Source organism: Flavobacterium sp. LC2016-13 (assembly GCF_009707955.1).
In the GTDB taxonomy this organism is placed as follows: Bacteria; Bacteroidota; Bacteroidia; order Flavobacteriales; family Flavobacteriaceae; genus Flavobacterium.
In genome coordinates, this window is record NZ_WMDQ01000017.1 from 62,616 (window position 1) to 76,597 (window position 13,982).

Genomic DNA, 13,982 nt, shown 5'->3' on the forward strand with positions numbered 1-13,982 from the left:
TATTATTTTAAAAGTTTATTGGTAAAAAGATAATCTGCCGTCTGGTACCACGAAATGGTTTCATCAAGAAACGGCTGGTTCATAGGTATCGATTTCAGACTGTTATCTTGTCTGTTCCAGGTATAAAAAGCTTGTTTTTTCTGGTCAGAGAGAATCATTACTTTTTCTTTTTTCATTAATACCAGTTTGCGATAAGTTCCCATAAGGGCGCGCTCTTCAAATTTTGGATCCAAAACATTTTTTCCGAAAAAATCAGATTCATAATTCCATTTAAAAATAGAAAAAAGAGTAGGCCAAAGATCAATTTGAGAACACTGCTTGCTTATTTTTTGATTATACTGTTCAGGTAAGTTTACAATAAAAACCGGGATATGATAATTAGCCACGTCTATTTCATCTTTTCCAGCGCTGCTGGCACAGTGATCTGCAATGACAACAAATACTGTATTTTTAAACCACGGTTTCTGGCTTGCTTTCTTAAATAATTCCCTTAAGGCAAAGTCAGTATATTTTACAGCTCCTTCACGACTTGTTCCTGAAGGAATATCAATTTTTCCTGATGGATAAGTAAACGGTCTGTGATTGGAAGTTGTCATAACAAAATTAAAAAAAGGCTTATTGTTTTTATACTGCGCATCAGCAACGCTAAGCATCTTATTAAAAATATCCTCATCACAAATTCCCCACGCATTCTCAAAGGTAACTTCACTGTCATCGATGTTATGTCTGGTAGTTTTAATCTTGTCACTCAGCACACTGCCGCGTCCGCGATCATAGATTGTAAATCCGTTTCCGCCAAAATAAGCGTTCATGTTATCAAAATAACCATCACCGCCATAGAAGAAATTACAGTCGTATGCTTTTGATTTAAAAACACTGCATACCGTATATAGATTTTGATTCTCAGGTCTTTTTACAATAGACTGTCCGGGAGTAGGAGGAATGCACAGCGTAACGGCTTCCATACCTCGCACTGTGCGGGTACCCGTTGCGTATAGATCATTAAAGAACATACTTTTCTGAGCCAGACTATCCATGAAAGGCGTTATGTTTTCTTTGTTTCCAAACTCCTTCAGGAAACTGCCGCTAAGACTTTCCACAAGAACAAAAACCACATTTTTTTTCTCGCCAGATGCGGTACTGTCTGTTATGGTTCTGTGAATAGAATATCCCATAGAATGATAACGTGCATTAGGATCCTTAAGTTTTTCTTTTATAATGCCAAAAGCTTTATCATTATCTATAGAAGTATAGAAATCGACATATTTCATCTGGTTGTTACGAAAAGCAGCAAAAAAAGAATAAATTCCTGATTTTGAAATCTCAGAGTTATAACGATTCGAAGACCATTCTGCCTGATAGTTACGAATGAAAAAGCCAAAAAATAATGCAATTGCGACAGCGCAGCTCAATACCGATAATCTTGTTTTTGCGCTGGCTTTGGTTGTAAAAGTATTTGTAAAAGCCTTTCTTTCATAAAAAATATAAATAAAAGCTATCGTAAGCAGGAATACTCCTCCAACTAATACAGGAATTGGGTAAGATTGCTCAATATTGGCTACTACTTCATGCGTGTAAATTAAGTAATCGACGGCTATAAAATTAAAACGTGTTTTAAATTCATCCCAAAAGGTTAGTTCAGCAAAAAAGGTAAATACCAGAATAAAAACAGTCAGAGTCGTAAAAAAATAAACCAGAATTCTATCCAAATAAGAACCGATCCATTTGTTAGGCATAACTGTATAATAGAGTATCGCAGTCAGAGAAACAAAAGTAATCGTTCCGATATCAAAGAATAAACCTGTAAACAAGGTTCTAAAAAGATTTAGTATATTCCAGGAAACTTCATCGTACTGCCATATAAAAAATGTAATTCTTAAGATTTGCGAAAGGATTAAAAACCAGATTATAAAATAGAATAATACAGCATATCTGCTGCGAAACGGATTTAGTTTTGGCATAATTATTTAATAAGGATAAATTTTAAAATACGATTCTGAATTAATTCTGAATTTTTAACAATTGATTGAAAAAAAAATCTAAAATTTGTAACTGTACCCAAATCGTATTACTTGTGTTTCGTAATAATCCTTACTCTTATAGCTAAAACCTTCGCCTTTTATTTCTTTTTGTAAGACTAATGTACTTAAAATATCTATAGTATTAAGAAAAATTTCACCTTTTCCTTTTTGTACTACTTTTTTGACTCCTAAATCAACAGAAAATCTAGAATCAATCTTTCCTTGTGGGACAACATCAGGTGCCAGATAAATTACAGAAATCTGACCTTTTAATGTTTTATCAAGTTGCAGCGTATTGTTCCATTTTAAATTTCCTGAAACCATTTGCTGACGTTCTCCGTTATAAATGCTTAAAACAGGATATAAATTCGTAACCGTAAAAGCATCAATAGTATTTTGATACAGGTTTCCATTAATATTAAAAGAATACCATGAAGTAACTTCTTGAGAATATACTGCTTCGATTCCGAGAGAAGTACTCTCATCGGCATTCTGAAATACATTGTAAATCAAAGTACTTCCCGGAACAGTGGTTGCAATACGGGCAATAGTTCCATTTATGATTCTGTAATAAACAGAGGATGTAAAATATCCTTTTGGTATTGTTTTTTTATATCCAACTTCAAATGCACTGGTAAACTGCGGACGAAGCGCCGGATTTCCAACTTTTATAATTTCGGCATCATCATATTTTGGAAAAATACGAATATCAACTTCTGCTGGTCTGTCTACACGGCGATTATAAAAAGCTGTGATTTTGTTTTTGTCATCAATCTTATACCCAAAGCGTACATTAGGAAAAGGTTCGGTATAATTATAACCGTCACTTTTATAAGTAGGATGATTTGGATTAACTTCATATTGTAGTTTTACATATTCAAGACGCAGCCCAAGTTCTGCTTCAATTTTATCCGTTTCATATATATAATTAGAATATAGTGCAGGAATGATTTCCTCATAATCAGCCCAGCCACCGGCATTGGCATCAATAGGAGAATTCTGTCCGGGAAAGAATTGCATATTGGTAGGGATTTCCCTGTTTCTAAATTTGAAACCTGTTTCAAATCGACCGTATTTCAAAGGTTTGATATAATCAATATTAATATCGATTACTTTTTCATCTGATAAGAGTTTAAAAGAATCTTGCCCGACAGAAGCAGGAAGTGTATTGGTAAAAAAGTACTTTTCATCTTCTTGATGATAAGTGTAGTTGATTCCTGCATTTAATTTATGACCGGGCTGCTTGAATTTATGTTCGTAAGATGCACTGGCCATTACGGTTGTTTTAAGTTCGTCTTCCAGAAATGACCAAAGACGTAATCGCTGAGAATAATCCTGATTAAAGAAAGGTTCATCTCCATTATCCAGAATTTTTTCACTTCCAAAAAGTCCTGAAAAAGAGAAGGTATTTCGTTCATTATAATTCCAGTCTATTCCGGATTTAAGTGTTGTAAAATGAGTATCCCGATTTCTAACAGTTTGCTGATTAATAACGGTACCGTCATCATAAGTTCGTGTTATAAACTCGTTTTTATTAAGTGTTTCGGTATATAAATAATCTGCCTGAACATAGGCATTTATTTTATTTTTTCGGTAATTCAGCGATAGCGACGGATTCATTTTTGGTGTCATCTGGTACTGCGGACGAATGGTTGGCAAATTGGCTTTACGTTCCCAAAGTGCTCCATATCCCGAACTGATTCCAACCTTGCCGTTGAATCCTTCTTGTTTGTTTTTCTTGTAAATGATATTGATGATTCCCGCATTTCCGTTGGCATCAAATTTAGCAGAGGGATTGTTTATGATTTCAATTTTTTCAATAGCTGATGCCGGAATATTATCAAGACCGGATTGATTTCCAAAACCTGTTAATGCAGTTTGTTTTCCGTCAATAAGCACCATTACTTTATCGTTACCACGTAATTGTACTTTTCCGTCGTGAAGTGTAACGCCTGGAAGACTTTGCATGGATTGTAAAACAGAACCTCCACTTTGCGTAATATTATCGGCTACGGAAAAAACTTTTTTATCCATTTTAGAACTTACCTCGGAAGTTTTGGAAGTTACAACTACTTCAGATAACGTATTAATATCTTCTTCAAGTTCGATGATATTCAGATCTAAAAAATCAGAAAGGGAGCCTACGAAGACTTTTTGGAATTTAGTTTTATAACCTACAGAAGTGATCTCAAGATTATAATTTCCGGATGGTACAGCAGGGATATTAAAACGGCCTTCTTCATTTGTTACTGTACCGGCAAGTATTTTTTGATCTTTTGCAGTTTTTAAAACTACATTAATATAAGGAAGTGTGGTTTTTGAGGTTTTATCTTTAATTAATCCTGAGATTGTAACGGAGTTGTTTTGTGCCGTCACATTGTAAATTTTCATTACAAGCAACGTCAATACTAAAATTATCTTTAATTTCATTTGTTTGATTTTAATCTGCTATGCTTTTAATGTAAGTTCCTTGTTTGTCAAAAATTAGGTCAATAGAAGTCACCTGAGCTTCAAAAGTAACCGTGCCATGAGCATCCGTTATCATTGCAGCTTCTTTGATCTTTTTATTTTTGTATGTTTTTTGAATATAGGCCAGAGCTTTGGCCGGAAGTTTCTTTACGCTAATCTCTTCTTCAGTTTCGAGAATGTTTCCATTAGAATCTAAAAGCAAGGCGTGTTCTGTTTTGCCAATAGTAAAACTGGCCTCGTAATTCTCTTTTTCCTTTTCCCATTTTACATGAGTCTGATCAGGATAGGATATCAAAAAGGTTGATTTGACAATATTAGGTACATCTTTTTCATTTACTTTCTGTGCTATGGCAAAGGAAGAAAAGAGTAGTGCTAAGAATGTTAGAATTGAATTTTTCATAAGTACTAAATTTTTTAATGGATAAAAAACATAGTACAAAGTTGAATTACGAATCTGTAGGAAGTTTGAATTTTTAGAATTTCACGCTAAAACTATGTAAATTATTATGGAAAGAATAACTTATTTCCCAATGGTTAAGTTCTGTTATTTTTTTGATGATGGCCAGACCAAGCCCGTTTCCTTGCGAGGATGGATTATTTTTCGAGAAGCGATTAAAAAGCTTATCTATAATAAGTGGTGTTTTTTCTCCTGTATTAAAAAATATCAATTCATTTTCAAGCGTTGTAATTACGATTCTGCCATTTTTTTCATTGTGACGTATCGCATTCAGAAACAGATTATTGATTAATACTTCTGTCAGTGCAGGATTGCCAATTATTTTTAGGTCAGCTGAAAATTCAGTAATGATATCGAGATTTTTTGAAGTAGCCTGTTCTGTAAAAAAATCAAGATGTTTTTTTATATAATCATTGATTAAGATTTCATTTTTCTCAAGATAAGTCTCATTATCAATTTTAGAAAGAAGCAACAAATTTTTATTAAGCCTGTTAAGCCTTGAAACATCTTTACTTAAAGAACCCACAAGAATAGACTGCTCTTGATTTAATTGAAGTTGTAATAAAGTATCTATTTTGGTCTGAAACAGAGCTAAAGGTGTCTGTAGCTCGTGCGCTGCGTTTTCTACAAACTCTCTCTGATTTTTATATATTGCTGTATTTTTTTCAATAAGCAGCAGCAAACTTTTATTTAAACGGTCAAACTCGTCAACATCGGTATCAAGAAATTGCGGCGATTTATTTTTATCGATCTCAAAATCATGAATCTGATTCAGCGTATTATAAAAAGGTTTCCACAATTTTGTTGATGTAATTTTTGAAAGCCAGATAATTCCAACAAGAAGTATAATAATTATAAAGAGAAACATAATTGCCACACTGTATACCATTCCTTCCATTTCAAGCAGGTTGATTTTTTCTGTGTAAGTATATGTTTTGCCATTTATATGAATTGGTGCATAAATAAGATAATAAGGCTCTTTTTCACGAGCAGTAGAATCATAAATCATTTTAGCAACAATAGAATCTTTGGTAACTCTCATATCCGGTACAATTCGTACATCACGATTGTATTTATTCCAGGCATCTATATCTGTTTGTGTAAAATTTTTATGGCTTTCTCTCTCAAAGTCGCCTTTATGCATCAGCAGGACTTCTTCAGTTTCATAAATATACAACCACTGGCTTATGTAATAAAATACAGGAGCAGAAACCAGAAGGGTCACAATAGCAAAAATAAGAAAGCTTCTGGTGGTTTTATGGAGTAGTTTTTTTTTATTCATTTTCCCATTTATATCCCAGACCGTATACTGTTTTGATATAATCGCCGCTTCCTGCCTGGTGGAGTTTCTTTTTTAAATTTTTAATGTGCGCATAGATAAAATCATGATTATCGAGCATGTCAGCCATATCTCCTGAGAGATGTTCAGCAATAGCGGCTTTGGATAATACCTTGTTTTCATTGCCAATTAAGAAAAGAAGTAAGTCGAGTTCTTTTTTGGTCAGGTCTAATTTTATATTATTTACCGTTACAGATTTAGAGAATATTTCAATTATAATCTCATTGAAAGTAATACTGTTATTTCCTTTAAAATTTTTACGGCGAATCAGCGCCTGCATTCGAACCAAAAGTTCCGATAAATGAAAAGGCTTAGTCAGATAATCATCTGCACCAAGATTGAATCCTTCAAGACGTGTCTCGAGTGTTTCTTTGGCAGAAACCACAATTACGCCATCGGTTTTATTTTTCCTTTTAAGTTCTTTTAGTATATCAAATCCGTCGCCATCTGGCAACATTAGGTCAAGAAGTATGCAATCATAATCATAAGAATCAATTTTGCTGAGAGCCAAATCGTAGTTTTCGGCTGTTTCGCACTGGATCCCATTAGTTCTGAAATAATTTTTGATGCTTTGAGCAATTTCAAGCTCATCTTCTATAATTAAAATTTTCATGCTGTAAATGTAATGACGAATTTTGAATGAAATTCGAATATTAAATTAGTGGTTAAATAAATATAAATAAAAAAATGTAAACTTTTAATATTCTGCATAGTAAACCTGTTTTTTATGCAAATACAGGTTTGAAATAAAACAAAAAACCTCGCAAAATAGATCTCAATTCTGAATTAATTCTGATTTTTTTTGAAAATACTTCCGGATGTTTTAATGTTTTTTAAACACTATTTATTTTGTAAAAAAAGTAGCAAGTTTATTCCATTTTACTTGTTTAGTCCAGGAATTATTCCATCAGACAAAAGAACATTTATACCAAACTGAATTTGTTTAAGTCCACAGAAATAAAATCTAAATAAAAAAGGATGAGGACATTGTTATGATCCTTTTTGTATCTGCTCACTTCAAATTTATCATATAGCTAATAGCTTGTAAATTAAGAATGTATTACGTCAATGTTATCGACTGATTAATTTTTCACGAAAATTTGAATTATGCTTTAAAAAATATTCTAGCCTAATAGAAATTCTAAATTTCTTCTAAATTGATCAGGTATTTTACTTTTTTTAATGAGTAAAGTATGAAAATCAAGAGGTTAGTTACGCTTACAGACAGCATATTTTATGCATTATTACCGGTTTTAGGGTTTTGCATATCCCTTTCATTTCTAGTTAGAATTGTTTTCCATATCTGGCCCTCAAAAAAGGCCTGCTTTATTTATGTGCCTCTTTTAAAAGCAGTCTTTACAGATGTGGGTTTTCATAGCACCCAAGCACTGGTATTCCTTTTATTCTATGCGAATTATTTTTTACTGTTTCCTAAAAGATGGATTGGCTCCTAGGTTTTATGATCGCTAATTACTTTGAGAACCCCAATAAAGAATAAAAGATCAATAAAAAACATAATGAATACAAGTATTATTAATAATTATTCAAGACTTAAACTATTTTTATTTTTTCCCGCCTTATTTTTCTTAATTGCTATTGCTTTATTTTTGTATAGCCAGGATGCGTTATGTACTGTTAGATATATACAAATTCAAAAAGATACTTTCTTTTTTATCAATCATAATCTGGGACAATATCCAAATTTCGAATATAATTTAACCCAACTGGGAGATGCTCTGGTTTTTTTACCCTTTTTAAGTATTTTCATTTTGTATGCTCCTAAAATTTGGGAGGCTATACTATCAGCTTTGCTGGTTTCTATTTTATTTTCTTGTTTGCTAAAAAAAATATTTGCAGTACCAAGACCTGCAGCAATTTTTAATAATAACACTTTTATTATCGTTGGCAAAACATTGTGCGGACACAACAGTTTACCTTCCGGACACTCTGTTATAGTTTTTATAATACTTACCGTTTTGTTGTTTGCATTTATGCCTAAAGAATTTAAGTTTAAAATTTTATGGATTTTTTTAATAATCACTATAGGATTGATTCTTGTTTCTTCCAGAATAGGTGTAGGTGCGCATTATCCGTTGGATGTTATTGTAGGGAGTATTTTTGGGTATATATCTGGACTTACAGGTATTTTTATTAGCCAAAAATATAAAATTTGGACTTGGATTGGTAATAAAAAATGCTATCCAATTTTTATTTTGTTGTTTCTAATTTGTTGTATTTCATTAATCAACAGAATAATTAATGAAAACTTGATAATCTTTTATTTCGCATTTATTAGCTTAGCTGTTTCACTATATAAAATCACTACTGTTTATGTTCAAAAATAATCTAAGAATAACTCATTTTGTTTTATTGATGAGTGTTTTGAATTTTTTATTCTTCCATTTACCATTTTACACGTATGTTTTTAATAACGTCGATTATAAAAGCTGGAATGGTATAATTTTGATTCTAAGTTTAATAATTCTAATGCTGGTTTTAAATGCTTTTGTTTTTTACCTGATATTTTTTCTCTCACGCTATGTTGGAAAATTTTTATTGGTATTGTTCTTTCTTATCAATTCAATTGCAGTTTATTTTGTTAATACCTATAGTGTTATAATAGACGAAAGTATGATCGGTAATGTTTTCAATACCAATTATGAAGAGTCCAGCAGTTTTTTTTCCATTAAATTAATAATATACATAATCCTGCTTGGCATTATTCCAAGTGTTTATATCATAAAAGTTAAAATAATAAATACAACACTAAAGAAGTTTTTAACGATTTCTTCTCTTACTTTATTATTCATTATCGTTTTAGTTTTTGCCAATGCCAGCAACTGGTTGTGGATTGATAAAAACTCTAAACAATTGGGAGGTCTTGCAATGCCATGGTCATATTCGGTAAATACTTCGCTTTTTTATATTCACAAATACAAAAAGAACGAAAAAGAAATTTTACTGCCAAATGCTGTAATAAAAGATAACCAAAAATCGGTTGTTGTTTTAGTTATTGGAGAATCTGCAAGAAGCCAGAATTTTTCTCTGTACGGTTATTCGAAAAATACGAATCCATTACTTTCTAAAACACAAAATTTATTTCATTTTAACGCTACTTCCTGTGCTACTTATACGACCGCTGGTGTAAAATGTATTTTGGAACATACCAATAGTGATGATTTATATGAAATTTTGCCCAATTATTTATATAGAAATAATGTCGAGGTTATCTGGAGAACTACAAATTGGGGAGAACCTCCGGTACATATTAAAAATTATCAAAAGAGAGATGTTTTAATGCCGGATTGTAAAGGGGAAGGATGTAATTACGATGAAATTCTTTTAACGGGATTAAAGGAGCAAATATTAGCCAGCAAAAAAAATAAAATATTAATAGTACTTCATACAAGTACAAGTCACGGACCCACTTACAGCAAGAAATATCCACCTCGATTTGAGACTTTTAAACCTGTCTGTAATAGTGTCGAACTTGGAAAATGTTCTCAGGAAGAATTGCTCAATGCATACGATAATACTATTGTTTACACTGATTATATACTACATAATGTAATTGAAGATTTAAAACAATTAAAAGAGTATAAAAGTACTATGATTTTTGTCTCAGATCATGGAGAATCTTTAGGAGAAAAAAATCTTTATATGCATGGAGTACCTATCAGTTTTGCTCCTAAAGAACAATATGAAATACCATTTATAGTATGGGTATCTGATAATTCAAAACAACTTAAGGATAATAAAACATTGTCTCAAAACCATGTTTTTCATAGTGTTTTAAATTTTTTAAACATACAAAGTCCTGTTTATAATGAGCAAATGAACATTTTTAAATAATAAGAAGCAAAGAGCTATTTTGCTGGATGGCTCTACAACAGAGATATAAGCAAAATAGCTCAGAATGTTTTCGATCAACAAGGATTTCATGGTCAAAAAATTTAATTTTTAAAAAAATGAATAAAGAAAAGGTAGAAGAAGAATTAAAAAAGATATGGAACGAAATATGCATTTCACATTCAGATCATGAAAAACAGGCTGCTTGGGAAGAATTCAAATTAAGAGTCTTCAGTTCAATAAAAAAGAAGATTTAAAAAGGATTTTTTGTTTAACATAAGTTCTTTCAACACTACAGAGTTATATTTTTTGTTTTGGTAAAGTTACTTGAAGCAACAAAAAAATCCCTGCTTCAGGAAGAAACAAGGATTTGAAAAAAATATACTTTTGAAACAATCAATTATTCTAGTGTATAAATATGGACATATTTAAAACAACGAAAGAGATAATGAATATTGTTTTTAACATTTAAATTTTTCAATCTACAAGCAGCAGAGTTACTCTTCTGTTTAATGGTCTGTTTGTTGTTGGAACATTTGGAACCAAAGGATCGCTTTCTCCTTTGCTGAATAAGTGCATACGATGAGGTTCAATTCCTTTATTTTTCAAATATTCTTCTACTGCCTGAGCTCTTTTCATTCCTATTTCTAAATTGCGGGATTCAGAACCGATGTCACAGGTATATCCCGTAATATTAAGTTCTGTATTTTTATCCCTTTTAAGGATTATAGCAATTTCATCTAGTCTTGAAGCAAGTTCTGCAGTTACACCAGTGCTACCGACCTTTTCAAAAGGCAGAGGTTTCTCAATAACATTTCGTTCAGCAACTGTTATTTCATTTTTTACTTCAGTGTTCTGAGCAGTCTGCTGTACAGGAGCATATTCCTGGACAGGCTCTGCATTTTTTATTTTAGGTTCGTCTTTTACTATTTGAACTGGTTTCTGTTTGTCTTTATGTAATGAAAAACCTAATTTTACCTGTATACCTGCTGCTAAATAACGACTCTCCTGTACAATTTTCTTATTTCCAACTATGCCTTGCGCCTGAATATCATCGATTTGATTAGGGTTATAGGAGACAATGTTTTGATCCGGAGTATTTTTGACGAGATCAGACAGACCATAATCAAGATATATTCCGGTGTAAAGCTTTGTTTTTTCTTTTAATGTAAAAGACATACCCATTTCAAGACTTAGTAAAAATGAGGTTTGTAAACTAACGGAAGTTTTGTCTTGCCAATTATTTGTTGTACCAAATCCATGGACTGGCAGATCGTCGACCAGCAGATTTAAATCAGGGTAATAACCACTTAACTGCAGTTGTTCAGCAGAAGCTTTTATATTTTGCTTTCCTGGAAATAAAACTTTGGCACCTGCTGCTACATACCACTGCGACCGGGTAGAAACAGCAGTTCTATACTGTACGAGTAATGGAATAGAGGCAGAGATGAAACTCTGGCTTTCTTTATATTTTGATGCTGTTACGCGATATTCAAAAGCAGAAGTCTGATCATCAACTTCATAATTTGAAATAATGGTTCCGTCATTCAATTCAAAACTATTTTGATTGTAAACAGCATCAATTCCTGTTGAAATTCCCCAGTTCTCGCTTAAGAAAAAGGTGTAGCCAATACCAATACCGGCACCAATATTTAGTTTTCCATTTCCTGAATCACTGTCATAAAAAATTCCAGATGGTCCACCGCTAATTTTAATATTAAATTCCTGGGCGTTTATAATGGCATTTGCCAGTATTACTGCTGCCAGTGTGATTTTAATTTTCATTTTTTTTATTTAAATTAATCTCATTTTTTACTTAACCAATATGTTGATTGTTTTCTGCTCGCCGTTACTAAGTTTAAGCATAATAACATACACAGCTGCTTGAATAGGAGCAGTAATCTGATTTTTGCTTTTTACATTAGAAATAGTCTGCACTAATTTCCCTGTAATATCAAAAATGGTTATCTGGGCCCCATTTAATTGAGATTCGTTAAAATCACATTCAAGAGTAAACTCGTTTAGCGGCTTGACTGGATTTGGATAGATTTTCATTTTTTTAGAAAATGTTGTTCCAATTAAATCAAGCGGACATGATTTAATTGATTTTCCATCTTTACCTGTAGCAATCACATAATAAGATCCATTTAAAGGTTGGGTTTCATTGTAATACTGGCGGGTTGCTCCAGAGACAGCACTTCCGTTTTTATACCACTGCCAGGAGACAAAATTTGTACTTTTGTTATTGAAGAATAATACATCTTCCCATTTTTGTGTAACAAGCCCCGATTGGCTGACCTCAATTGGTTTAATCACCACAGTAGCAGGATTATAATTTTGATCACCATTTTGATAAGCATTAACAGAAGTACTACCGGAATTTATAATCTGAAGATTTGACCCGGAAATTGATCCAATTACAGGATTTGCTATCGTATACGAAATTACAAGTCCGCTGCTGGATGATGCGTTCAAGTTTACTTCATCCTCATTATTACAGCCAAAGTCTAAAGATTGATTCCAGGTGATGACCTGATCCGCTTTGATAATTTCAAATTCAGCACCGGTAAATGTTATCGTGTAATCTGAGCCAGCAGTTATATTGCCTGAATTAATATTATATTTTCCGGCATTTTCTCCAATTTCTCTCGATAAAGCCCCTGAAATAATAGAATTTGTATCTCCGTTTACAAATCCCGAAACAGAATAATTAAAGACTGGATCAGCATCGCCATATATTTTAGTTTGACCGGCTGAGGCAGTAATATTAAGTATATACTTTTGGGTAGTAAAACTAATTTCGTTGCCATAGTTAATAAAACCAGCAGCATTTACGGCATAAGTTCTAACATAGTAAATGGTATTACCTTTAAGCCCCGATAAAGAACTGCTGTAAGTTCCTAATGAGCTTCCAATATTAATTTTATTGTCGGTTATCAGTGGTATAGAATGCAGCGCATATACAAACCCTGTCTCGGTTAGACATTGTCCGTTATCACTATTCCCATCAGAAGAAGCAGCTCCTGAAAGCATAACACTGTCAATAGCAATGTTTGACGCTGCTAAAGTTTTAAGAATAACCGGTTCTACAGGTTGTAATATCACGATTGTTTCATTTGTAGAACAACCGTTTGCATCTGTAATTGTTACAGTATAAGAGCCTTCGGTTAGTTGTGTTGCTGTATTTGAGTTTCCGCCAAATGGTACCCAGGAATACGTATAAGGGCTTGTTCCTCCTATAGCATTTACCGTAGCAGAACCATTGTTTCCATTATAACAAGAAACGTTGTTTTGAGATTTTACTGCTGTTAGGGCTGTCGGTTCTGTTATGTTGAAAGACTGTGTTGTCGAACAATTGTTTGCATCTTTTATTGTCACAATGTAATTTCCTGCTGCTAATGCTGTCGCCGTTGCCGAAGTTTGAACCGGAGTTGTATTCCAGCTATAAGAATAAGTTCCAGTTCCACCGGAAACAGTTACTGTTGCAGAACCCGTCGGTGAACCATTGCAAGCTACATCAGTTTGAGTAGGAGTTACACTTAGCGCCGTCGGCTCTGTTATGGTGAAAGACTGTGTTGTCGAACAATTGTTCACATCTTTTATAGTCACAATGTAAGTTCCTGCGGATAATCCTGTTGCAGTTTCCAAAGTTTGAACTGGAGTTGTATTCCAGCTATATGTATAACTTCCTGTTCCGCCTGAAACACTTACCGTTGCTGAACCCGTTGCCAAACCATTGCAAGCTACATCAGTTTGAGTAGGAGTTATAGTTAGGGCTGTCGGTTCTGTTATGTTGAAAGACTGTGTTGTCGAACAATTGTTTGCATCTTTTATTGTCACAATGTAA

Annotated in this window: 9 protein-coding genes; 2 read left to right on the forward strand and 7 right to left on the reverse strand. The window is 32.9% G+C overall.

From position 1 onward, the window contains the following. Positions 1 to 2: 2 nt before the first annotated feature. The 5 genes from GKZ86_RS23225 to GKZ86_RS23245 form a co-directional block, all read right to left on the reverse strand. Positions 3 to 1,961 (reverse strand): LTA synthase family protein, encoded by a 1,959-nt coding sequence (locus tag GKZ86_RS23225; protein ID WP_154785427.1) that lies wholly within the window; start codon positions 1,959 to 1,961, stop codon positions 3 to 5. A gap of 78 nt (positions 1,962 to 2,039) precedes the next feature. Beyond that, entirely contained in the window at positions 2,040 to 4,451 is a 2,412-nt protein-coding gene (locus tag GKZ86_RS23230; protein WP_154785428.1) for a TonB-dependent receptor domain-containing protein, read from the reverse strand. 10 nt (positions 4,452 to 4,461) lie between these two features. Further along, positions 4,462 to 4,890: a PepSY-like domain-containing protein gene (locus GKZ86_RS23235; RefSeq protein WP_154785429.1), complete on the reverse strand. Its 429-nt coding sequence runs from the start codon at positions 4,888 to 4,890 to the stop codon at positions 4,462 to 4,464. A gap of 73 nt (positions 4,891 to 4,963) precedes the next feature. Continuing rightward, complete coding sequence (locus GKZ86_RS23240; protein ID WP_154785430.1) at positions 4,964 to 6,229, reverse strand: HAMP domain-containing sensor histidine kinase; 1,266 nt, start codon at positions 6,227 to 6,229, stop codon at positions 4,964 to 4,966. Next, positions 6,222 to 6,899 (reverse strand): response regulator transcription factor, encoded by a 678-nt coding sequence (locus tag GKZ86_RS23245; RefSeq protein WP_154785431.1) that lies wholly within the window; start codon positions 6,897 to 6,899, stop codon positions 6,222 to 6,224. The genes GKZ86_RS23240 and GKZ86_RS23245 overlap by 8 nt, the downstream gene beginning before the upstream one ends. A gap of 904 nt (positions 6,900 to 7,803) precedes the next feature. Here GKZ86_RS23245 and GKZ86_RS23250 point away from each other — a divergent pair. Both GKZ86_RS23250 and eptA read left to right on the forward strand, forming a co-directional pair. Next, on the forward strand, positions 7,804 to 8,631 hold the full coding sequence (locus GKZ86_RS23250) for a phosphatase PAP2 family protein (RefSeq protein WP_154785432.1): 828 nt from the start codon (positions 7,804 to 7,806) through the stop codon (positions 8,629 to 8,631). Further along, positions 8,618 to 10,138 (forward strand): phosphoethanolamine--lipid A transferase EptA, encoded by a 1,521-nt coding sequence (eptA, locus tag GKZ86_RS23255; protein WP_154785433.1) that lies wholly within the window; start codon positions 8,618 to 8,620, stop codon positions 10,136 to 10,138. Before GKZ86_RS23250 ends, eptA begins: the two co-directional genes overlap by 14 nt. A 474-nt stretch (positions 10,139 to 10,612) precedes the next feature. On the opposite strand, the gene GKZ86_RS23265 is transcribed toward eptA, so the two are convergent. Continuing rightward, positions 10,613 to 11,920, reverse strand: a complete 1,308-nt coding sequence (locus GKZ86_RS23265; RefSeq protein ID WP_154785435.1) for an OmpA family protein — start codon at positions 11,918 to 11,920, stop codon at positions 10,613 to 10,615. Positions 11,921 to 11,947: 27 nt separating this feature from the next. Further along, a partial coding sequence (locus GKZ86_RS23270; RefSeq protein ID WP_154785436.1) for an MBG domain-containing protein occupies positions 11,948 to 13,982 on the reverse strand: 2,035 nt, incomplete at its 5' end.

What these genes read in the sequence shown, in the direction of transcription:
- GKZ86_RS23225 (WP_154785427.1), bottom strand. Translation starts at nt 1,961, where the DNA reads ATGCCAAAACTAAATCCGTTTCGCAGCAGATATGCTGTATTATTCTAT.
- GKZ86_RS23230 (WP_154785428.1), bottom strand. Translation starts at nt 4,451, where the DNA reads ATGAAATTAAAGATAATTTTAGTATTGACGTTGCTTGTAATGAAAATT.
- GKZ86_RS23235 (WP_154785429.1), bottom strand. Translation starts at nt 4,890, where the DNA reads ATGAAAAATTCAATTCTAACATTCTTAGCACTACTCTTTTCTTCCTTT.
- GKZ86_RS23240 (WP_154785430.1), bottom strand. Translation starts at nt 6,229, where the DNA reads ATGAATAAAAAAAAACTACTCCATAAAACCACCAGAAGCTTTCTTATT.
- GKZ86_RS23245 (WP_154785431.1), bottom strand. Translation starts at nt 6,899, where the DNA reads ATGAAAATTTTAATTATAGAAGATGAGCTTGAAATTGCTCAAAGCATC.
- GKZ86_RS23250 (WP_154785432.1), top strand. Translation starts at nt 7,804, where the DNA reads ATGAATACAAGTATTATTAATAATTATTCAAGACTTAAACTATTTTTA.
- eptA (WP_154785433.1), top strand. Translation starts at nt 8,618, where the DNA reads ATGTTCAAAAATAATCTAAGAATAACTCATTTTGTTTTATTGATGAGT.
- GKZ86_RS23265 (WP_154785435.1), bottom strand. Translation starts at nt 11,920, where the DNA reads ATGAAAATTAAAATCACACTGGCAGCAGTAATACTGGCAAATGCCATT.